This is a genomic window from Mangrovimonas sp. sgz306409, assembly GCF_059735265.1.
In genome coordinates this window covers 1-23,159 of sequence record NZ_JCAPEU010000007.1, presented here as the reverse complement: position 1 = coordinate 23,159, position 23,159 = coordinate 1, and the positions used below count along the sequence as shown (strand labels likewise).

General features: G+C 41.1%; 13 protein-coding genes and 1 pseudogene. 6 read left to right on the top strand and 8 right to left on the bottom strand.

All coding sequences use genetic code 11. From position 1 onward, the window contains the following. Nucleotides 1-17: 17 nt before the first annotated feature. The 8 genes from scpA to mce all read right to left on the bottom strand — a co-directional run bounded on the left by scpA (nt 18) and on the right by mce (nt 9,607). Entirely contained in the window at nt 18-2,147 is a 2,130-nt protein-coding gene (gene scpA / locus AC6I5C_RS12355; RefSeq protein ID WP_497905413.1) for a methylmalonyl-CoA mutase, read from the bottom strand. Between the two features lie 37 nt (nt 2,148-2,184). Then, nucleotides 2,185-3,993: a methylmalonyl-CoA mutase family protein gene (locus AC6I5C_RS12350; protein ID WP_497905412.1), complete on the bottom strand. Its 1,809-nt coding sequence runs from the start codon at nt 3,991-3,993 to the stop codon at nt 2,185-2,187. Between the two features lie 33 nt (nt 3,994-4,026). Next, entirely contained in the window at nt 4,027-5,337 is a 1,311-nt protein-coding gene (locus tag AC6I5C_RS12345; protein ID WP_240472230.1) for an acetyl-CoA hydrolase/transferase family protein, read from the bottom strand. A 47-nt stretch (nt 5,338-5,384) separates the two neighbouring features. Further along, a complete protein-coding gene (locus AC6I5C_RS12340) occupies nt 5,385-6,716 on the bottom strand; it encodes a sodium ion-translocating decarboxylase subunit beta (protein ID WP_497905411.1) in 1,332 nt (443 codons plus the stop codon). Nucleotides 6,717-6,785: 69 nt separating this feature from the next. Next, nucleotides 6,786-7,211 (bottom strand): biotin/lipoyl-containing protein, encoded by a 426-nt coding sequence (locus AC6I5C_RS12335; RefSeq protein WP_076664505.1) that lies wholly within the window; start codon nt 7,209-7,211, stop codon nt 6,786-6,788. A 22-nt stretch (nt 7,212-7,233) separates the two neighbouring features. Next, a complete protein-coding gene (locus AC6I5C_RS12330; RefSeq protein ID WP_497905410.1) occupies nt 7,234-7,596 on the bottom strand; it encodes an OadG family protein in 363 nt (120 codons plus the stop codon). Nucleotides 7,597-7,598: 2 nt separating this feature from the next. Continuing rightward, nucleotides 7,599-9,158, bottom strand: a complete 1,560-nt coding sequence (locus AC6I5C_RS12325; protein ID WP_053977118.1) for an acyl-CoA carboxylase subunit beta — start codon at nt 9,156-9,158, stop codon at nt 7,599-7,601. 41 nt (nt 9,159-9,199) lie between these two features. Further along, nucleotides 9,200-9,607, bottom strand: coding sequence for a methylmalonyl-CoA epimerase (mce, locus tag AC6I5C_RS12320; protein WP_053977117.1), 408 nt, complete (start codon nt 9,605-9,607; stop codon nt 9,200-9,202). A gap of 495 nt (nt 9,608-10,102) precedes the next feature. On the opposite strand from mce, the gene AC6I5C_RS12315 reads away from it, so the two are divergent. From AC6I5C_RS12315 to AC6I5C_RS12290, 6 genes and pseudogenes are all read left to right on the top strand, one after another. Beyond that, nucleotides 10,103-12,604 carry a heavy metal translocating P-type ATPase gene (locus AC6I5C_RS12315; RefSeq protein ID WP_497905409.1) on the top strand — a complete coding sequence of 834 codons (2,502 nt, stop codon included), beginning with the start codon at nt 10,103-10,105 and terminating at the stop codon, nt 12,602-12,604. Between the two features lie 172 nt (nt 12,605-12,776). Beyond that, a complete protein-coding gene (locus AC6I5C_RS12310; protein ID WP_053977115.1) occupies nt 12,777-13,223 on the top strand; it encodes a hypothetical protein in 447 nt (148 codons plus the stop codon). Between the two features lie 396 nt (nt 13,224-13,619). Next, complete coding sequence (locus AC6I5C_RS12305) at nt 13,620-14,918, top strand: beta-helix domain-containing protein (RefSeq protein WP_497905408.1); 1,299 nt, start codon at nt 13,620-13,622, stop codon at nt 14,916-14,918. A gap of 190 nt (nt 14,919-15,108) precedes the next feature. Next, a complete protein-coding gene (locus AC6I5C_RS12300; RefSeq protein ID WP_497905407.1) occupies nt 15,109-16,572 on the top strand; it encodes a T9SS type B sorting domain-containing protein in 1,464 nt (487 codons plus the stop codon). A 1-nt stretch (nt 16,573) separates the two neighbouring features. Then, entirely contained in the window at nt 16,574-19,228 is a 2,655-nt protein-coding gene (locus AC6I5C_RS12295) for a PorP/SprF family type IX secretion system membrane protein (RefSeq protein ID WP_497905406.1), read from the top strand. A 97-nt stretch (nt 19,229-19,325) separates the two neighbouring features. Next, nucleotides 19,326-23,159, top strand: a pseudogene (locus AC6I5C_RS12290) (T9SS type B sorting domain-containing protein); the annotation flags it as partial.

Here is a 23,159-nt window from a genome sequence, read left to right as displayed (position 1 = left end):
AACAATAAAATGGGCTATTAATCGAGTGCTAAATATTTGTCCATAATTGTGATGGCAGACTTCGCAATCACGGTTCCAGGACCAAATACAGCAGCTACTTTACGGTCTAATAAGTATTGGTAATCTTGTTCAGGGATCACACCTCCGGCAAAGACCAAAATATCAGGTCTTCCTAAGCGTTCCAATTCATTTATCAACTGTGGGATGAGGGTTTTATGTCCAGCGGCCAAACTAGAGGCTCCCACAAAGTGCACATCGTTTTCTATGGCTTGTTTGGCTACTTCCTCTGGGGTTTGGAACAAAGGTCCCATATCCACATCAAAGCCAAGATCGGCAAAACTGGAAGCGACTACCTTAGCGCCTCTATCATGGCCATCTTGTCCCATTTTGGCAATCATGACTCTTGGTCTGCGTCCTTCAATTTCAGCAAACTTATCTGCCAATTGTTGGGCTTCCTCAAAGGTATAATCATCTTTCACCTCTTTTCTGTAGACCCCACTGATAAGCCTGGTGTCTGCTTTGTGGCGTCCAAAGTGAGCTTCCAAAGCATCGGAGATTTCTCCCAAAGTGGCAAAGTTTTCGGCGGCATCCACGGCTAATTCAAGCAGATTGCCCTTGCCTGTTTCGGCACAATGTGAAAGTGCTTTTAGTTTAGTGTCCACTACAGCTTGGTCTCTGTTAGCTTTAAGGCTGTTCAAACGTTCGATTTGAGACGTTCTCACTGCGGAATTATCCACTTCCAAGATTTCAATATCCGATTTCTCGTCGGTTTGGTATTTGTTTACACCTACTAAGATATCCTGACCAGAATCCAATCTGGCTTGTTTTCTAGCAGCGGCTTCTTCAATTCGCATTTTAGGTACGCCAGTTTCAATAGCTTTAGCCATACCGCCCAATTCTTCAACTTCTTCTATTAGTTTCCACGCTTTTTTAGCGATCTCTTGGGTTAGGTATTCTACATAATAAGAACCTGCCCATGGATCTACCGCTTTGGTGATTTGGGTTTCCTCTTGAATGTAAATTTGGGTGTTTCGTGCAATCCTTGCCGAAAAATCGGTTGGAAGGGCAATCGCCTCATCCAAAGCATTGGTGTGTAAGGATTGTGTGCCTCCCAAACCAGCAGCCATGGCTTCAATACAAGTTCTGGCTACATTGTTGAACGGATCCTGTTCACTCAAGCTCCATCCGGAAGTTTGGCTATGGGTACGCAATGCCATGGACTTCGGATTTTTTGGGTTGAACTGTTTAATGATTTTTGCCCAAAGCATACGTGCCGCACGCATTTTGGCAATTTCCATAAAATGGTTCATTCCTACAGCCCAAAAGAAGGAAAGTCGTGGTGCAAATTCATCGATTTTTAGGCCTGCGGCCAATCCTGTTCTAATGTATTCTAAACCGTCGGCCAAGGTGTAGGCCAATTCAATATCTGCCGTGGCACCTGCTTCCTGCATGTGATACCCACTAATGGAAATGGAATTGAACTTTGGCATGTGTTGGGTAGTGTATTCAAAAATATCCCCGATAATCTTCATGGAAGGTAACGGCGGATAAATGTAGGTGTTACGTACCATAAACTCTTTGAGGATGTCATTTTGAATGGTACCGCTCAGTTGATCCAAAGCCACGCCTTGTTTTTTGGCAGCTGCAATATAAAAGGCCATAATGGGCAGTACGGCACCGTTCATGGTCATGGAAACCGACATTTTATCCAAAGGAATCTGGTCGAATAAAATTTCCATATCCAAAATGGAATCGATGGCAACACCTGCCTTTCCAACATCACCGGTTACCCTTGGGTGATCGGAATCGTAGCCTCTGTGTGTAGCCAAATCAAAGGCTACCGATAGTCCTTTTTGCCCAGCAGCTAAATTTCTTCTGTAAAAGGCATTGGATTCTTCCGCCGTGGAGAAACCCGCATATTGGCGAATAGTCCATGGACGTAAGGCATACATGGCACTATAAGGCCCTCTGGTAAAAGGAGGTAAACCAGCCACAAAATTTAAATGTTCGGCTTGGTCTATGTCGTTTTTAGTAAAATGAGTTTTCACAGGGATGCCTTCAGGGGTATTCCAAACAGCTTTTTTGCCTGTAGCTTTGGGTGCCTGTGTGTTATGGTCTAAACTTAGAGTTGAAAAATCTCGTTTCATAAGTCATTGTTTTTGTGAGTCAATGGTCTTTCACAGGTTAGTGTGCAACTAGGCCATTTAGTTTATGTTGTATCCCCGAAATAGTTTGAATAACATCCGATTTGATATGGATGCAATCATCCAATCCTGCCTCTTTTAGGGAATCTATTAGTGCTACGGGATTTCCGGCCAGTAACAGAATTTTATCTTTGTTAAGGGATCTAAAGGCTCTTACAAAGTCTAGAGCATCCGTTTCGTAATCCTGGTCGGAGCTACAAATTACCACGACATCTGAGTTGGAAGCAGCACTGCTTTCGGCGGCTTCTTGAGCTGAAGTATAGCTTTTCTCCTGCCAAACCTCAAAACCTGAAACTCCTAAAAAGTCATATGAAAAAGCAGCTCTTGCTTTTCTCATGGTGAGATTTCCGAAACTGCTAAGCTCTACGATAGGACGTTTTTTAGTGGTCTCTACAAGTTCTTCAGTAGTTCTTCTAAGTGCTTCAATTTCCAACGTAGCGCGACGAGGTGTCAACAATTTGCTGGATTGGGAACTTCCTTCGGATAAGATATTGGAAGGAATACGCTCCATTAGGTTAGGGTATTTGTTAACCCCCACCATGGCCAAACGACGCTGACTTAAAAGGGTAAGTTTTCTTTGACGGATTTCAGCGATTTGCTGTTGGATATATTCGCTTTCAAAAGCTTCGTAGAAACCACCTTTAGCTTCTACTTCTTTAAATAAAGCCAGTGATTTATCGGCTATTTTGGAGCTGACATCTTCTATGTAATAGGAACCGTCCACAGGATTGGCCACTTTTCCGAAGTAAGATTCCTCTCTTAAAATCGTAGAGATATTGCCGGCAATTCTATTTGAAAACGCTGAGGTTTCCTTAAACTCCTTGTCAAACGGATTGATAACAACGCCATCTACATTGCCCAATAGCGCCGACATGGCTTCTGTGGTGGCACGTAACAGGTTGGTGTAGGGATCTGTGACCGATTTGCTCCAAACGGAAGTTTTAGCTGTTAAACTATGGCTGTATTCAGTCAGGCCATAAGTTTTGGCAATGGCTGCCAAAAGGCTATTGAAAGCTCTAAATTTCCCGATTTCAACAAAATACTCCGAACTTATTCCTAGTTGCACATGAAGATTGTTGAACAAAGCTTCAAGATTGCCTTCATTTTCCAAGCAGCTTTCGATAAGATAAACCAATGCATTTAAAGTAAAAGCTACTTCTTGTACTTGATTGCTTCCGGAATCCAAAAATGCGGTACCTGAAATGCTCAGCGTTTTATAATTAGGATAAGCATTGCTTAGCTCCACCAAACGATTGAGGCTTTCCAATTTGGATTGGGAAAGGTTTCCTGTGGTAACATATTCGGTAATCAGATTCAGATCTATAAACCCTTTTAGGTTTTCTGGAGCGATTAAATGATTGTTGGCATAGGAAAAGAAATTGGCTGCAAATTGCAAGAGTCCATCTTCCAGTTGGAAGGATACACTAATGGAATTAAGGTCAATATCTTTTAGCAGTTGGACTACGGAAACTTCAGTTTTCACATCAAAAATCAATCCTGTAATGCCTTCCGTAATGGCCTTTAAAGCTTGAGTGTTGGCTTCTGATGCAGAGTTAACGTTGATATGTCTGTAGTTTACAAATGAAGCGGCATTTTCCCCTGTATTCGTCAGGGGAGTAATGGCATCTTCAGGCGTGTAAAGAGGAGGGAGTGTAATATCGTTTAAATTTCGCCAAACCAACTGTTTGTCAAAATTGCCTCCTTTTAAGTCGATGTTCACCTTTTCCAACCATTCCTCTTTGGTAACGGGCGCAAAGTTGGAAAAGAGTGTGTTATTTTGAGTGTTCATACGTTTGTTTTTATGTTGAACTTTGCTAGGCACTTATCTTCCGAATCGTTCAAAAATGGCTTTGTCCAATTCTTCTCTATGGTCTGGGTGCGCAATGTTTCTGAGTGCTTCGGCACGTTTTTTCAAGGTTTTACCAAATAATTCGGCAACCCCAAATTCGGTAACTACATATCTAGCATGGGCTCTGGTTGTCACAACTCCGGCACCTGGTTTTAAAATAGGCGCAATTTTAGACACGCCTTTCAAAGTGGTCGAGGTCATGGCAATGATAGGTTTACCTCCTTTTGATAGGGCAGCTCCACGCATAAAGTCCATTTGGCCTCCTACACCTGAGAACATTCTGGTTCCTATGGAATCGGCACATACTTGGCCTGTAATATCTATTTCAATCGCCGAGTTGATTGCAGTCACTTTTGGGTTTTGACGAATGACTGCCGTATCGTTAACATAGGCGATATCGCGCATTTCAATTTCGGCATTGTCATCCATAAAGTCATAAAGACGCTGGGTTCCCATGGCAAAACCGGACACTATTTTATGAGGATTGATTTTTTTGTTGGACCCATTGATCACCCCTTTTTCAACCAAGCTTACAATACCATCGGAGAACATTTCGGTGTGGATCCCAAGGTTTTTATGGTTGGTCAAATAGGAGAGTACAGCGTTAGGAATGCCTCCTATTCCCATTTGTAAGGTAGCGCCATCTTCGATAATTTCTGCAATGTTTTTTCCGATGGTAGCTTCTTCTTTCGTAGGTGGGGCCAATTGCATTTCGTAGATAGGTTCGTCTACTTCTACACAGGCTGTAAAGTTGCTAATGTGTACAATACCATCACCAAACGTACGTGGCATTCTGGAGTTGATTTGGGCAATGACAGTTTTGCCTGTTTCTATGGCAGACACAATAATGTCTACAGAAACTCCCAAAGAACAGAAGCCGTGTTTGTCTGGTGGGGATACGTTCACTAAAACCACATTCAATTCCATATAGCCCTCTCTAAAAAGACTAGGGATATCACTTAAAAAAATAGGAATATAATCTGCGGTATCGCCAATGCTTCTGCGGATGTTGCCACCAATAAAGAAGGCGCTTGTATGAAAATTATCTCTCAATTTCGGATCGACATAACCACATTCCCCTTCGGTATGTAGGTGTACAATTTCTACGTCTCTTAACTCAGGTCCCCTTGCAACCAAAGCTCTTACCAAGGTTTGAGGGGTTGCCGAAGCACCTTGAATGAGTACGGTATCTCCAGATTTTACCAATTTTACAGCTTCTTCTGCAGTCATCACATTTGGTACACTAGATACTTTTGGTGGATTCATTACATTTGCTAAACTCATAACAATAGTATTTTAGATTGTTGCTTGTATTTTTTATTATTCAGTGTTTAAGCTAAAAAGCTCAGTAGGATACCTGCTGCAATGGCCGATCCTATAACACCCGCAACATTTGGTGCCATAGCGTGCATGAGCAAATAGTTGGTAGGGTCTGCCTTCAGACCTTCGGCATGTACAACCCGAGCGCTATCTGGAACTGCAGATACTCCCGAAGCTCCAATTAGTGGGTTTATTTTCTCGTCTCCCTTAAGGAAAACGTTCATTAGTTTTGCAAATAATAGTCCTCCCATAGTGGCAATTACGAAAGAAATGGCTCCCAATCCGAAGATCAGCATCGAGTCTTTGGTAATAAAGATGTCTGCTTGGGTGGATGCTCCTACGGTAACTCCCAAAAGAATGGTTACAATATCGATAAGTTTGGTTCTTGCAGTTTCTGCCAAACGTTCGGTACGTCCTGATTCTTTCAATAAGTTTCCAAAGAACAGCATTCCTAAAAGGGGTAAAGCACTAGGTGAAATAAAGGTGGTTAACAACAAGGCAGCCACAGGAAAGATCATTTTTTCCTTTTGGGATACCGCTCTTGGTGGTTTCATTTTAATCAGGCGTTCCTTTTTGGTAGTCAACAACTTCATGATTGGCGGCTGGATTACCGGCACCAATGCCATATAAGAGTAGGCGGCAATGGCGATAGGGCCAATCAGGTTTTTCACGGTTGTACCATCGGGAAGGATGTTGATGCCATTGGCCAATTTAGAGGATAGGAAGATGGCGGTAGGACCATCGGCTCCTCCAATAATGCCTATGGCGCCGGCTTCAGGCAGGTTAAATCCAAGATAAAGGGCTCCTAAGAACGTCCCGAATACACCAATTTGCGCTGCGGCTCCCAACAACATTAGTTTAGGGTTGGCAATGAGCGAAGAGAAATCGGTCATCGCTCCAATTCCCAGGAATATCAAAGGCGGATAAATTCCCTTGACCACACCAAAGTAGAGGTAGTTTAAAACAGAACCTGTTTCATAAATACCGGTTTGGTTCCCTATTACAAAGGGGATGTTTCCTATAATGACGCCCGTTCCTATGGGAATCAATAAGAGAGGCTCGTAATCAAATTTGATACCTAGGTAGATAAAGACAATCCCTATGATAATCATGATGATGTGGCCGGATTGGGCGTTGGCAAAACCTGTATAGGCATAAAATTGCTTAATGCCATCTACAGCTTCCGTTATGAAGTTCTCGTCATCACTTGAGGTATTTGTGTTTGTGTTAAGTGCGGCTACTTCGGTGGTGGTTACATTGGTATTGCTTGTGGTGAGACCTAGGACTGGTTTTATAAAAAGCAACATTGATATAACTCCAAATATTACTGCTAGTTTTTTCATTTTCTCTAGTTTTTGGGCTTGTTAAAGCACTTTTGTGCTCCGTGAATTCCTAAGAAAACATGGCGGGTTTTATTCTATTTCTATCAAGGCATCACCTTGCAATACTTGTTTGCCAACGGTAACGTGAATGGCCGTAACCACTCCCGATTTGTCGGCCATGATGTTGTTTTCCATTTTCATGGCTTCCAAGACTAAAAGCGGATCGTTTTCTTTAACTTGATCACCTACCTTAACATTTAAAGCCAAAATAACGCCCGGAATTGGAGCTGAAATAGCCCGTTTGTTGGAAGAAGCAGGATTGACTACTTTAGGTTTTTCTGTATTGGCAGAGGAAGATCTTCTGGCCAAAACAGGGGTTTTTTGTTTTTTGATTTCCTGTTCCAGTTCTACACAGTAGCTGGTACCATTTACCTCTAGGTTGATGGTATTGTCCTCGTGAGACAAGATTTTAACCTTGTAACTGTTTTTGTTTATGTTGAATGTGAAATTTTTCATGATGTAAGCTGTCTATTGATTCTTAAAATCGATTATTGTAGGCTCCGTAAATTTTTGAACTCCAAGGGGAATACATTTTGCGGGCCTGCTTAATGGTTAATACCGCATTTTCGTTATCATGTTGTTCATCTAGATACAAATGGATTCCCATGGAAATGGCTGCGGCAACTTCACCTGTAAATTCATTTCCTGGTACCTTGCACGTGATTTCTTTGTTAGTGGTTTTTGGTCCTGGTTTTAATCCGTTGTAAAATTTTAGGATTAAAGGCAAACCGTACTTGAAAAATACCGTCAAGGTTAGAAGACCCGAAAACACGATTAACAATCCCGTTAGAAGGATTACATAACCTTCGTCTATATTGCTTATGGATAATGATATACTCATGATTACAATGGGATATTTGAGTGTTTTTTAGGAGGATTTACCTCTTTTTTGTTGGCTAGTAGTTCCAATCCTCTAATGATTCTGAAGCGGGTATTTCTAGGTTCTATGACATCGTCGATAAAGCCGTATTTGGCAGCCACGTATGGGTTGGCAAATTTGGTAGTGTATTCATTTTCTTTTTCTTCAATGTAGTTCAGCTTTTCATCGGCATCTGTAATCTTTCTAATGTTGGAGCCTTCCAACACTTCTACCGCACCTTTGGCACCCATTACAGCAATTTCGGCTGTTGGCCATGCGTAATTCAAATCGCCTCGTAGTTGTTTACAGCTCATCACGTCATGGGCTCCACCATACGATTTTCTTAAAGTGATGGTGACTTTAGGCACGGTGGCTTCTCCATAGGCAAAGAGTAGTTTGGCGCCATGCAAGATGATTCCGGAATATTCCTGTCCGGTTCCAGGTAAAAATCCCGGAACGTCAACTAAGGTTACTAGAGGAATATTGAAGGAGTCACAAAAACGAACAAATCTGGCTGCTTTTCTAGAGGATTCACAATCTAGAACCCCAGCGTAAAATTTTGGTTGGTTAGCTACAATCCCAACGGAATGCCCATTGAAACGGGCAAAACCTACGACAATGTTTTTGGCGTAGTTGGAGTGCACTTCCAAAAATTCGCCATTATCGGTGATAACCGAAATCACATCCAGAATATCATAAGGTTGGTTTGGGTTTTCAGGAATAATGGTATTGAGTACGTCATCCAATCTATCAATAGGATCTGAAGTAGCAATGGTTGGTGGCTCTTCAAGATTATTGGAAGGAAGGTAACTTAATAGTTTTCTGATGAGCATTAAGTTCTCTTCATCATTTTCAGCCAAAAAGTGGGAAACCCCAGATTTGGTAGAGTGGATGGTAGCACCTCCCAATTGTTCTGTGGTAACATCTTCACCAGTTACCGATTTAACCACTTTAGGTCCCGTAACGAACATATAACTGGTTTGATCGGTCATAATGGTGAAATCGGTGAGGGCAGGAGAGTATACGGCTCCTCCAGCGCAAGGCCCCAAGATGGATGAGATTTGGGGAATAAGTCCAGAGGCCATAATGTTTCTTTGGAAAATTTCAGCATAACCTGCCAGAGAGCGTACACCTTCCTGTATACGAGCCCCACCACTATCATTTAGTCCTATAACGGGCACCCCAATTTTCATGGCCATATCCATGATTTTACAAATTTTCAACGCATAGGTTTCTGAAAGCGAACCGCCAAAAACCGTGAAGTCTTGGGAGAACACATACACAATGCGGCCGTCGATGGTACCGTGACCGGTTACCACTCCGTCCGATAGGTAGCGTTCCTTGTCCAGGCCAAAGGATTTGGTCCTATGGGTAACGAACATATCAAATTCTTCAAAGCTATTTTCATCCAAAAGGATTTCAATACGCTCGCGAGCAGTTAGTTTTCCTTTAGCGTGTTGCGAATCGATGCGTTTTTCTCCGCCTCCTAATCGGGCTTCAGCGCGTTTGGCGATGAGCTCATTTATTTTATCTTGATTTGCCATGGGGGTGTTTTTTGTTACCGTCTATATAGTTTTGTTGGTACTTATTTTGAACAAAGTTCAGTTAGGACTCCTAAAGTAGATTTTGGGTGAAGGAAGCCTATGTTCAGGCCTTCGGCTCCTTTGCGGGATTGTTGGTCTATTAATTGAACGCCTTTGTCTCCTGCCAATTGCAACGCTTCGGTGGCGTCGTTTACGGCGAAAGCGATATGGTGAATGCCCGGCCCTTTTTTGGCAATGAATTTTCCAATAGGTCCATCTGGGGAAGTACTCTCTAATAATTCGATTTTGGTTTGGCTAGTACCGACCAAAAAAAAGGCTGTCTTCACTTTTTGATCGACAACCTCTTCTATGGCATAGCACTTCATTCCTAAAATCTGTTCATAATATTTGATGGCTTCTTCTAGGTTTTCAACAGCAATTCCAATATGCTCAATGTGCGAAATATCCATGATTCATAGTTTATGTTATAATTCCGTTTGGTACATCAAAGCTATTGTAGGATTCCATTTTATATTATGATATATATCATGTAATAGGCGATTTTTTAGGGAAATAGTTAACGAAAACGTAATAGTTGACAACTTTTTACCTGTTTTAAAATATAATTTTTTGCTTTTTATGGTCTGAATGACCAAAACCAAAGTGTTTTGTGTTTAATGTAGGGGCAGATTTCTAGTTTTTCGATGCTTTCAAAGGGTATCATAAATGGTTTGCCACTTTGTATATAGCATCCCTATAGCTGCCCCATAGCAACCCTATGGATACCCTATGGGAACCTTATGGAATAATTGATGCAGAAAAGTAGCAAAAGGCGAAGATAAAGTGAGTGTGAAAAGCTTCTAACGTCCCAAAAAGATGTAGTACCTTTATACTCAATTTGGGAATTTTCTTTTGAAGTTGGCCTTCGTGAAATTCCTTACACTATTCAATATAATATATTACGTATGGTTCATACCTATCATATACATGGCATGTCCTGCAATGGTTGCAGAAAACATGTGGAAGACACCTTGTCTAAAGTAGCAAATGTTTCTAATGTCAATGTGAATTTGGAAGCAGCTGAGGCCACCATTGAAATGACTTCGCACATTCCCATTGAAACTTTTCAAGAAGCCCTAAAGGCAGATGGCGGACGTTATAGTATACACATGCCTGGAGAAACACAGCCTAAGCCGGCAAAAAAAGAAGCACTTCCTAAAGGACAGGGAACAGGAGTGTTTTATTGCCCGATGCACTGTGAAGGCGATAAAACCTACGACAAACCTGGCGATTGTCCTGTTTGTGGAATGGATTTAGTAGAAGAGCAAAACTTGGCTGCAGTGGCATCTCAGCAGTGGACTTGCCCAATGCATCCTGAAGTTGTTAAAGATGAAGCAGGTGATTGCCCTATTTGTGGAATGGATCTAGTACCTGTAAAACCACAACTGTCTGCCGAAGAGCAGACTTATAAAAAGCTTTTAAAAAAGTTTTGGTTGGCGGTAGTCTTTACACTTCCTATTTTCTTGATAGCGATGAGCGATATGTGGCATAATAATCCCTTGAACGCTATAATGTCTCAAAAATATTGGAATTGGGTGCAGTTTGTACTGTCATTGCCAGTAGTGTTTTATGCGGCTTGGATGTTTTTTGAACGAGCCTATAGGAGTATCAAAACCTGGAACTTGAATATGTTTACCTTAATAGGTATCGGTGCAGGGGTTGCTTGGGTGTTTAGTGTGGCCGGTTTGTTAGTGCCAAATGTATTTCCAGAGCAGTTCAAAACAGACTCAGGAGCAGTACATGTGTATTTTGAAGCCACTACCGTGATATTGACTTTGGTATTGTTGGGGCAATTACTGGAAGCAAAAGCGCATAGTAAAACCAATTCTGCCGTTAAGGAGTTGTTGAAATTGGCACCTAACAAGGCTATAAAAGTTGTGGATGGAGAAGAAATGGAGGTAAGCATTGATAAAATTGTCCTTGGAGATTTACTGAAGGTGAAGCCCGGTGATAAAATTCCAGTGGATGGGGAAATCGTACAGGGAGAATCGGCTGTAGACGAATCGATGATTACCGGGGAGCCTATCCCAGTAAATAAAATGGAAGGCGACAAGGTGAATAGTGGGACTATTAATGGTAACCAAGTTTTCATCATGAAAGCCGAAAAGGTGGGGAGCGATACACTTTTGTCGCAAATTGTACAAATGGTAAATGAAGCCAGTAGAAGTAAGGCGCCAATCCAAAAATTGGCCGACCGTATTTCGGCATATTTTGTTCCTATAGTGGTTTTGGTATCCATCATCACCTTTATAATTTGGGTGGTTTGGGGACCTGAGCCTGCCTATGTATATGCATTAATCAATGCAATTGCGGTTTTGATCATTGCGTGTCCCTGTGCTTTGGGATTGGCAACACCCATGTCCGTAATGGTGGGGGTGGGCAAAGGAGCTCAAAATGGGGTGCTCATAAAAAATGCCCAAGCATTGGAAACCATGGACAAGGTAGACACCTTAATAATAGATAAAACAGGAACCATTACTGAAGGGAAGCCAACCGTAGAAAAAATAGAAGCTTTTGAAAATGGAACTGGCGACCATAATTTGTTGGTGCAATATGTGGCATCTCTTAATAGCAATAGTGGACACCCTTTGGCAGAAGCTATTGTAAAGCATGCTAAAAGCCAAAACATAAAGGTTTTGGAAGTAGATAAATTTGAATCCTTGACAGGAAAAGGTGTTCAGGGAACCGTAAATGGAACAGCTGTGGCTTTAGGGAATTTGAAATTGATGGAGGAAATAGGTGCAACCATCACTCCTGAAATGGATCGAGAAGTTCAAACTTTTCAAGAGCAGGGAAAAACAGTGTCCTATTTGGCTATGGATGCAAAAGTGAAAGGCTATGTGGTGATTGGCGATAAAATAAAGGATACTAGTGCTAAAGCGATTAAGGAGCTTCAGGATTTGGGAATAGAAGTACTAATGCTTACGGGGGATAATGAGAAAACGGCCCATGCCGTAGCATCGGAGCTTAATGGTATTCATTTTAAGGCAGGGTTGATGCCAGAGGATAAACTGAAGGAAGTAGCGCAGTTGCAAAGTCAAGGAAAGATAGTTGCTGTGGCGGGAGACGGTATCAATGATGCGCCAGCCTTGGCCAAAAGTGATGTGGGGATTGCTATGGGCACGGGCACCGATGTGGCTATTGAAAGTGCCATGATTACTTTGGTGAAAGGTGATTTGCAAAGTATTGTCAAGGCAAAAAATCTCAGTCATGCCGTCATGAAAAATATCAAACAAAATTTATTCTTCGCGCTTATTTATAATACCATTGGAGTCCCTGTTGCGGCAGGAGTCCTCTATCCGTTTTTTGGGGTGTTGTTGTCGCCTATGTTGGCCGCCCTGGCTATGAGTTTTAGTTCGGTATCGGTAATTGCCAACGCTCTTAGGTTGCGACGTACGGTTATTTAAATGTTAAGGGTTTTAGGTTTTATTGTTGATTGTTAGAGAAATAGAGCTGTGGTGGGCACTACAGAGCTTCTAAGTGAATATTATGTAAAATTTATGAAAAAAATCGATGAAACGCTTGTTTTTTACGTTTAATTGCATAAATTTGCTACAGTTAACGCCTTAAATCTAAACTATGAAAACTAAATTTACCCTATTAAGTATTGTTTTTATACTTGTTACGGGCATTGGTTTTGCCCAAAAGAATAAAGAGGAGTCTCCTAGTATTATTAGCGGTAAGGTCTCTATTGCAAAGTACCATGACAGAGATCAGTTGGAGCATATGCAAAAAGGAGAGTTGTTGGAGCTCTATAAGGAGCGAATTGAAGTTATCGTAAAAATCTTGCCTAATATTGCTTTTGCTACCAAGCCTGGTATTACAATGGCGTCTATGGGAATTCCTGAGACAAAGGATAACAAAAAAGCCCTGGAGGATAATATTGAAGCTTCCAAGGACTATTTTGAAAGTACCATCGAATTTCAAAAACGTATTTTACCTTATTCAGATAAATCTAATTTAATCATGGCTATTCTTTTTTATGAGGAAACATTAAAATCGTTACATACGTACGACGATTTTTAATAGTTCATAAAACGAATAGTGTATAAGGTATGCTATCAAAACTCAAAAAGAAACCCCAATATGATGATGGGGTTTTTTTCCGAGTTGGAGAAGCAGTAGTTAAAAAAGTCATTACAATATCATAATATAAAGTGTACCCCTGCTTTTAAAATTGAGAAGTAATTTTGTAACGACCAAATAAGTTAAGATTGAAATTTCTTAAAGTATTAAAGAAATTCTGTAATGTATTGAAAGTAAGATGATTCTTTCCTTATAATTATTAAAAGTAGGCTTTAGACTACAATTATATTGAAAAGATGTATTTGAACGACTTTTTTTGTATTTCGTAGAATTTGTTTATACTTTTGATGTATCAACAGTTAGAAGACCCTTAATCTATTAATAATTACATTACTTATGAAAAACTTTACTCAGACTCTATGTTTGTTTCTTTTGGCTGCGGTTAATCTGTTTGCCCAACAGGAGAAAGGAATCATAGGAACCACAAACTGGTTAAACAACTGGACCGAATTTAGACCCAACCATGTAGACTATGGTGAACCAACTCAAATCTTGAGTGGGAATATTTCACAAGACACTAAGCTTTACAAAAAGGATACCTATTTATTATTAGGTAGCGTGTTTGTAACAGAAGGAGCCACACTTACAATTGAACCAGGAACTGTAATCCTTGGAGATTTTAAAACCAACGGAACTTTGGTAGTAAGTAAAGGTTCTAAAATTGTTGCTGACGGAATGGAAACCGACCCGATTATTTTTTCTTCCAATAGAAGTGTGAAGAAAGAAGGTGACTGGGGAGGGGTGTTCATTCTTGGAGATGCGCCAATCAATAAATTTGGAAACGGATCTTCTGTGAATTACGGATTACGCCCTACTTCTTTTGAGTATATCAACTATGGAGGAGAGAATATAGAATCCGATTCTGGAATTTTTAGATATGTAAGAATTGAATTTGCGGGAAGACGTACCAAGGAATTTGGTTTCTTCAACGGATTGACACTTGCGGGTGTTGGAAATAAAACCGTTGTTGAAAATGTAATGGTTAGCTATTGTGAAGGAAATTCATTCAGCGTGATTGGAGGAGAATTCAATATGACACAGATGGTGTCTTTCAGAAGTAGCAGCGATGACTACAAATTTAACTACGGTGCACAATGTCATATTACCAATTCATTGGCTATCCGTTCGCCATATGTATCTGGAGCCGACGGCTCTAGATGTATGTATGTTGCTTCTTATGAAGATAAGAATGAAGTAGACCTTACCAAAAAAGGAACGGTAGTAAAAGCTGAAAACTTAACTTTGGTAAATGTTAGCGACAATTTAGCTTCCGATATCGAAGTAGGTTTGGTTAAAGAGGCCCTGTACATTGCACAACATGCATCGTTGGAAATGAGCAAGAGTGTCATCTCTGGTTTTAATCCAGCGGTAATTCTTGACGACCACATTACTATCAATAATAAGAACTTAGACCGTATCAAGTTCAGTGAAATGTATTTCAACAACTGCAACGGAAATATTTTCACCGAACACAATTCCAATAATGAAGATTTGGAAAACTGGTACGGAAACCGCGCGTTTTTTAACGTATACTCTAAAGGAAGTGACTCTGAAACGTTTATCGATTTAGCCAATTCAAAACGTCCTGACTTTAGATTGCGTATCAACAAAATTTATGCTTCCAATGCCGACTAGGCATTGGAAGATTTCCTAAGATGATTTTATAGGAGATACAATAGGGTGTGCTAATATTTCAAAACTACAGGAGATATAAGCAAACCCTTTTAGACCCTAAATCGGATTGATAAAACTGAAATCACGATATGACATTCTTGACCTTTAAGGTCTAAGAATTTGAGAATGAATAATTGCTAAATGTAATTGAATGCAAAAAACTACTATCTTAAACAGACTTACTTTGCTATCTGGTTTCTGTATTTGGTTGTTCGTGCAACAAACAAATGCCCAGTTGGTCATTGGTACGCCTAACTTAGGATTTAGTCAGGCTTGTGCCAGTGAGTCGTTCAATACATATAATGTAACATTCGTGTTTTCTCCAGAAGCTATATTGGAAGCTTCCAACCAATTCATCATCGAAATGTCTGATCCCGAAGGGGATTTTTCAACTCCTACAACAATATTCACTTCACAGCCAGGAGCTGTTACTGTGTCACCGGCAACTTTAAGTTTTTCATTGCCGACCACTACAGCTGGAGAAGGGTATAAGCTGAGAATAAAAAGTACAGCTCCTGTTGCTACAAGTGCAAAATCTACAGCCTTTGCGGCCTATTATAAAATTCAGGATAGCCCTTTTTCAATTAATAACTTGGTGTCCACTGGCGCATTTTGTTCTGGTGGAAGCTATTTGTTAACTATTGATAATCCTGGAACGGGAGAAAATGATTCTCCTTTAAATTATCCATCCCTAACCTTTAATTGGTTTAAGGAAACAGGACCTACTACGGCGGTTTTCATTTCACAGGGAACAACCTTGTCGGTTAATCAGGAAGGAACCTATTTTGCTGAAACCAATTATGGAACCTGTACTTCCAACTCGTTCTCAAATAGAGTAACTATTAGTGAAGTGTCCGCAGGTGAGGCCGATGCTACCATTGCTTCAAGTTTGGGAAATCCGTTTTGTCCAGATCAAGGAATGACCACTTTGGCAACCATAGGTGGTGTAAGCTACCAATGGTATAAGGATGGTGCTGCCATTTCTGGAGCAACAGAGCAAACCTATCAAACTAATGAATCTGGATTTTATTCAGTAGAAGTTGATTTGGGAAGTTGTGAAACCTCCGGTTCTATTGATTTAATCAGTGAGAGTTTTGAAAGCGAAATTAATGTTCCTGCGGAAAATCAATTGGAAGAGGGAGACTATTTATGGGTAGAAGTAACTACAACGGCTAACAACCCTATTTATGAATGGTATTTTAATGGCAGTTTGATTCCTGAGGCTACAGAAGCTAGTTATGAAGCATATGACTACGGTTCCTATAAAGTTGTGATTACAGAAACCACAGGATGTGAGACTTCACAAGAATTCACCTTTGTAATTGGAGAACCTATCGATCCCTTCCCGGAAGTAGGGAACATCCCTAATCTTATCAGCCCTAACGGCGACGGTATCAATGATACTTGGGTAATTCCACAGCAATATGTGAGTGGTTCCAATACCGAAATTGTGATTATGGATAGCCGTGGTAAAGTAGTGCATCAAACTAATAATTATATGAACAATTGGCCTGAAAACCAATTGGGAGTTAGCAGTGTAAATCAAGTATTTTATTATATCATAACTAGTCCTGGACAAGACTCTAAAAAAGGTTCTATAACCGTTGTAAAGTAACATGAAAGCGTACCTTTTGGCCATAGTACTACTAATCTGTTCCGTACAGATGACCTATTCTCAAGAAGAGGATGGGGTAGTATCGTTTGCTATACCGGTACGTAATTCTTTGCGTTTCAATAGATATGTGTTAAATCCAACTTTCAGTTTTGTAAGGGAACAACACAAATATCTTAGTTTCAATAATAAAAGGGAATGGGTGCAGTTTGAAGATGCCCCACAAACCTATTTAGGAAGTTTTTCCGGTAGGTTTAAGGAAAACATTGGAATGGGAATTGGACTGTTCCAACAAAATTATGGAGTCCTGACTACTTTTGGCGGACTTTTGAACTTCGCTTACAACGCACAGTTAAATCGTGAAAACAATCTTACGTTCGGATTGAATGTTGGCGCTTATAAAAGTGGTGTGAATAATGGAAATGTTGTGACTAATTATGACGATCCTTCATTGAACAACATTCCTTCCAATTTTTTACTGACCATAAACCCTGGAATCAATTATGGTACAGGCTTTTTCGATTTTGGACTAGCGTTGACCAATTTGGTGCTTTATAATGTCAATGCTTCTCAGCTTATCAAGGACATTCCAGATCAGGGAATACAAGGACATGTTATGTATACAGGTTATATGGACAGCCGAGGTTTCTTCGATCAAAGTAGATTCCAAGCTTTGGTAAGATCGGAGTTCAGATCAGATGAAACCATTGTATCAGGTTTGGCTATGTTAATGGTGCCTAAAGGTATTTGGGGACAAGTGGGATACAATACCTTATATGGAGCGTCTGCAGGAGTGGGATTGAACATCACCTCGCAAATTGCCATTGAATATAATTTTGAAAAGGCTGTTGGTGAGTTCACCGATTTTGGTCCTTCACATGAAATTACTCTTGCCTACAGATTTAATAATACAGAACGTTTTTATTATAGTAGAGAAGACAAGGTGAGTGCCATTGTCTTCCCTGAAAAGAGAAGAAAACCTGCTTCCAAAAAGTCTAAACAACAGGCAGAAGCCAATAGAAAAGCGGCTATTGCTCGTAGAGAAGAAGCAAAGGCTAAGGCTGAGGAGGATGCTAAATTAGCAGCAGAAGCTAAAGCATTGGCAGATGCCGAAGCAGCAAAATTGGCAGCGGAGGCTGAAGAGACACGTTTGGCAAAAGAAGCCGAAAACAGGGCATTGGCTGAAGAGCAAGCTAGATTAGCAGAGGAAGCGGCAGCTAAAGAAAAGGCTGAGGAGAATGCAAGATTGGCTGCAGAAGCTGAAGCTCAACGATTGGAAGAGGAAGAACGTGCTAAGGCCGTTGCGGAAGCTAAGGCAAAAATTGCAGCGGAGAAGAAAGCAAAAGCAGCAGAAGAAGCTCGCTTGGCTGCTGAGGCTGCAGCAATAGCAAAAGCTAATGAGGAAGCTAGGTTGGCTGCCGAAGCAAGAGCTAAAGCACAAGCTGAGGAACAAGCAAGATTGGAATCTGAAGCAAAAGCTAAGGCTCAAGCCGAGGAAGAAGCAAGGGGAGCTGCTGAAGCTGCAGTAAAAGAAAAAGCAGCAGAGGAAGCTCGATTGGCCGCTGAAGCAAAAGCTAAGGCTGAGGCAGAAGAGCAAGCAAGATTGGAAGCAGAAGCATTGGCCAAAGCTCAAGCCGAAGAGGAGGCACGATTGGCTGCAGAGGCTGAAGCTAAAGCAAAAGCTGAAGAAGAGGCCAGATTGGCTGCTGAAGCAGAAGCTGCAAGATTGGCGGAGGAAGCTAAAGCTAAGGAAGTGGTATCCGACAAGCAAAAGGCTATGGAGGCCACAGACGATTTGGCCAAGTCTATGAATGAAATTACGAAGTTGACCGAAACGGATAGTACGGCACAAGTAGACTTAATCACGAGATATAAGGAAGCCATCGCGATAAAGAATCAGGATCTTAAGGATTTGAAAGAGGAAAATGATTTGGGTGATCAAGGAATTGTAGTAGCTCCAAAACCATTTAAGAGTATCTCTGCCGAAAACAGAGCCATCGAAGCCTTGAAGGCAGATATCGATCAAATCATCGATACCCGCACCCAGCGTATTGAAGAATTGGAAGAGCTATATGAACAAAGACTTCAGTTTGCGCCAATAGAAAATGATCCTGTAATGCTGTATTACAAGAAAACTATTAAGCGATTAAAGTCTGAACAATTGAAAGCCATGGATACCAAAGCAAGTTTAACCACGACTTTGGAAGGCATCAACAGAGCTACCGAAATAGAAAGAAAACGTAGAATCAAACGTGCAGCCTATGACAATGAAGATGACCGATACATGCGCGATAGGTTGGCATTGAAAAATATCAAGCAAAGTACGCCATTGAGATCGGCGCCATTAAAAACGGAAGAATTCAATTTTGGAGAAGACCTTGGAGGAAATATCCAAATTGTGAAAAATGTTAAGAATGTAGAAAGTGGTTATTACATGATTTTGGCGGTACACAATGATGTTGCCAAAAGAGATGATTTCTTAACAAAAGTGGTGTCGTCTGGAAGAACCGATGTGGATTTCTTCTTTGACGTAAATACCAGTAAATATTACATCTATTACCAAAAATTTGATGCTATCGAACAGGCTAATGAAGCGATGAAATCAAAAGGTAATAGACCATATAATCAGAAGCTGTCAATAATTAAAATAGAGAATTAAGTATTTAAAAATTAGAAAATTGAATTAATAGTAGTAATGGCAAGCCCGTTTTCTGCAATGCCCCTTGGAGGAAATAGGATTTAAAAACAGAAACACCATGAAAACGCCTACTTATTATAGACCTTACCTTTTAGGTTTATTTCTGTTACTGATGAGCTTTGGTACAATGGCCCAAACCTATGAGCCATTTACCATTCGAGAGAATCTGGAAGTAAAAGGTAGTATGTTGGTTATAGGGAACAACATTCTTGGAGAAGATAATTTGCCAGGAAATGACAATTCCGTAGATAACCAAGATGTGGACATGCAGTATATCGATATCGATTCCGATGCTTCCACTTTTAGCTCCAGTAGTGCCGATATAGTATTGCCACCTCAAGAAGATGGAAGTGAAACTACTTGTTATTCGGTGGCATATGCCGCATTGTACTGGGGAGCCATGCTTCAAAGTGGTGATAGATCCGAAATCAACCAAATTAAATTCAAAACTCCGGAAGGCACTTCATATGTAGATATTACCGGAGAGCTCATTTACGACGCCATTGTCGAGCCGATTATTTCAGAAGATGACGAGCCAGGAAATACACCATATGCCTGTTATGCCGAGGTAACGGATATTTTAAACGATTTAACAGACATTGAAGGAACTTACACTGTTGCCAATGTGACTTCAAGTGAAGGATTCAATTTTTCGACGGGACTGTCTGCAGGATGGACCCTTTTTGTGATTTATGAGGATCCTAGCCTACACATGAAATCCTTCACAACCTTTGACGGTTTCAGTCATATTTATGATGACCATTACGAAGAAATTCCAGTAGATGGTTTTACAACCCCTCCGGCAGGGCATATCGATTTACAGTTCGCCTATGCCGTTTTGGATGGTGATAAAAATAAAAGAGCAACCAAACTTGAAATCAACAATAAAGAGGTAACCACACCGTTAAGACCTGCCAATAAGTTCTTTGGGTCGGTTATTGAAAATACCAATGGGGTTTCGTACCCAAGAAATCCTTCCGGGACAAATACCTTGGGATATGATACTGGGTTCTTGGAAATTATTAATTCAGAACCGGAATTTATTGGTTATAGCGAAACGTCGGCCTCCTTTACATTACAGGTGGCCCAAGGACAGGCAGATCCTTTGTTTTCGTTTTTCAGTGCCTTTGCAGTAGATATTATTTCGCCAGAAATAGAGTTAGTGAAAATTGTAGAAGATGAATTTGGGAATGAAATAAATGGAGACGATGTTATTTTAGGTCAAAACCTGTTCTACGAAATAAGCTATCAAAACATAGGAAACGAAGATATTACCAATTTTACGTTAACCGATATCCTTCCTGAAAATATTGTTTTTGATCCAGCTACAGATATTGATTTGACCAACTCAGGAGGTGCAACATTGTTGTCTTACGATCCTGTAACACGTACTATTGTGTTTGACATTCCTGATGAATCTGTAGAGTTTGGAGATCCTGTGTTTGTGATTCGTTTAGCGGTACAGGTAGTTCCAAATTGTTACGATTTAAGTCAGGCTTGTTCCAATGAAATCGTAAATCAGGCGTTTGCAACTTATACTGGAGCAATTAGCTCCATTACTGTGGAAGACCAACCAAGTTACGTATCTGTAGAATGTAATAGCTTTCCACAACCAACCAACTTTTTGGTGGATATTTCTAATTGTGATTATGAAAGAGAAGAAGTGCTGTGTGGCGGAAGTGTTGAATTAACTGCAGCCGATGGTTATGAATCCTACTCTTGGTCAACCAGCCCAACTGGTTCACCGGTTATAGGAACAACACAGACCATTACGGTAACCGAAACAGGAACCTACTATGTAAACAATACTGCTCCGGCAACTTGTTTGTCAATAGAAGAAGAGGTAACAGTGGTGTTGTACGGATCAACCCAAACAAATCCAGTGATTCCTTATGCAGATGAAGTAGTCATCTGTCCAAACGATGGAAAAGAACTGCCGAATATCTTTTTATGTGGGGCTAACGATTCACGTGATATTTTAACTGGAATTAGTGATGCTGCTTCTATAATCTGGGAGAAATTGGATGAGTCTAGCTGTGAGGCAGTGGCAACGCCAGATTGTGCCAACGAAAATGATGCCTGTACTTGGAACCAAGTAGGAACAGGTCCAGATTTTATGGCTAACACCTCAGGACAATTCAGGTTGGTAATCAACTATCCAGGGGGGTGTTACAGTATTTTTTACTTCAATGTATATCAAAATTTATTGAATCCTACAGCAACAGCTCAGGACATCATTTGTGAAACACCTGGTCAAATTACCGTAGGAGGTGTACCTTCGGGGTATGAATACAGTATTGATGGTGTGAATTACCAATCTAGTAATGTCTTTACGGTGAATTCCCCAGGATATTATACCATTTACATCCAACAAACAGGAGTAGATACCAACCCTTGTATTTTCGAGACACCGAGTGTACATGTGATGGAAAGAGAGTTTTCTGTGGTTAGTAACATTACCCAACCAGAATGTTATGGTGACTTCGGAAGTGTGCATTTAGCAGTTAATGAAGCCTTACCGCAATATTACTATAGCCTTTACCAAGGAGGAACTTTTGTAGATGGCGTTGGACCTATCATGGCGAGCGATTATGAATTTGCCTCATTAAACCCAGGAGTATATACGGTTAATGTAAGTACTGATGATGGATGTTTGCATACAGAAGAAATTGAAATTGTAGATCCGCCAATGATTGAGGTGTCTGCAGCCTTAACAACACCGCTTACCTGTACGGATGGGGTGATTACAGTTTATGCTTCTGGAGGAACGCCTCCATATTATTATTTTGCGGATAGTGATACGGATTTCCAATCATCTCCAGAAATTGTAGTATCCACACCTGGATTATATGAAATTACGGTGATGGATGCCAATAACTGTACGGCAACCACGACTATAAATGTGGAAGCTATCCCAGCACCGGAATATATTATTTCTCAGACGAATATTACTTGTATAAGTTCTGGAGATACGGGAACCATAACTATTGAAGTTGTAGATGCCAATGGAAATGCATTACAGTTCAGCATCGATGGTGGATTGACTTTTGTAAGCTCACCAGTATTCACGGGTCTTTCAGAAGGGGACTACGAAGTTGTTCTTCAATATACCCTGGGAAGTTCGGTGTGTCTGACGGAACCACAGACGGTGACCATCACGGCCAACGACCCAATCGTGGGCGTAGCCGAGTTGACGGCACCCTATACCTGTACCAGTACCGGGACTATCACGGTAAATAACGTTTCCGGTGGCGTAGCCCCATACAGCTATAGCCTTGACGGAGTGACCTTCCAATCGGGCAGTACCTTTACGGGACTGACCGCTGGCACCTACACGGTGACCATTCAAGATTCCACAGGATGTACCTATATCACAGCTCCAATCGTTATAGAACCTTTGGATCCTCCAACAGATGTAGAGTTTACCAGCACGCCTGTGACCTGTCCGTCGAACACGGCTACAATTACAGTTGCTACGGTAACGGGGGGCACTGGAGCCCTGGAGTACCAGATCATCGCACCGGCCTCCGCAGCAACGGCTTACCAGGCCTCGAACGAATTTGCCGGACTTGAGCCGGGCACCTATACCTTCCAGGTGAAGGATGCCAACGACTGTACCTATACGGAAACCTATACCATCGATCCGCTTCCGGCGCTTACCATGGGAGCTGTCCTTGTAAAGGACCTTGACTGTACTATATCTCCGGATGCCATCATCGAAGGGACCATAGGCGGAGGGACCCCACCATATACCTATGCGGTATCGATTGGCGGAGCTGCCTACAGTGCATTGGGCGCTACGGGAGCGACTTTCACCTATACTACGGCAACATCCGGGACCTACCAGTTCCAGGTAACAGATGCCAGTGGGTGTACGGCAGAAACGGGCGTG

Coding starts and splice junctions, on each gene's coding strand:
- AC6I5C_RS12340 (WP_497905411.1), bottom strand. CDS start 6,716: ATGAAAAAACTAGCAGTAATATTTGGAGTTATATCAATGTTGCTTTTT.
- AC6I5C_RS12305 (WP_497905408.1), top strand. CDS start 13,620: ATGAAAAACTTTACTCAGACTCTATGTTTGTTTCTTTTGGCTGCGGTT.
- mce (WP_053977117.1), bottom strand. CDS start 9,607: ATGGATATTTCGCACATTGAGCATATTGGAATTGCTGTTGAAAACCTA.
- AC6I5C_RS12295 (WP_497905406.1), top strand. CDS start 16,574: ATGAAAGCGTACCTTTTGGCCATAGTACTACTAATCTGTTCCGTACAG.
- AC6I5C_RS12330 (WP_497905410.1), bottom strand. CDS start 7,596: ATGAGTATATCATTATCCATAAGCAATATAGACGAAGGTTATGTAATC.
- AC6I5C_RS12300 (WP_497905407.1), top strand. CDS start 15,109: ATGCAAAAAACTACTATCTTAAACAGACTTACTTTGCTATCTGGTTTC.
- AC6I5C_RS12335 (WP_076664505.1), bottom strand. CDS start 7,211: ATGAAAAATTTCACATTCAACATAAACAAAAACAGTTACAAGGTTAAA.
- scpA (WP_497905413.1), bottom strand. CDS start 2,147: ATGAAACGAGATTTTTCAACTCTAAGTTTAGACCATAACACACAGGCA.
- AC6I5C_RS12325 (WP_053977118.1), bottom strand. CDS start 9,158: ATGGCAAATCAAGATAAAATAAATGAGCTCATCGCCAAACGCGCTGAA.
- AC6I5C_RS12315 (WP_497905409.1), top strand. CDS start 10,103: ATGGTTCATACCTATCATATACATGGCATGTCCTGCAATGGTTGCAGA.
- AC6I5C_RS12310 (WP_053977115.1), top strand. CDS start 12,777: ATGAAAACTAAATTTACCCTATTAAGTATTGTTTTTATACTTGTTACG.
- AC6I5C_RS12350 (WP_497905412.1), bottom strand. CDS start 3,993: ATGAACACTCAAAATAACACACTCTTTTCCAACTTTGCGCCCGTTACC.
- AC6I5C_RS12345 (WP_240472230.1), bottom strand. CDS start 5,337: ATGAGTTTAGCAAATGTAATGAATCCACCAAAAGTATCTAGTGTACCA.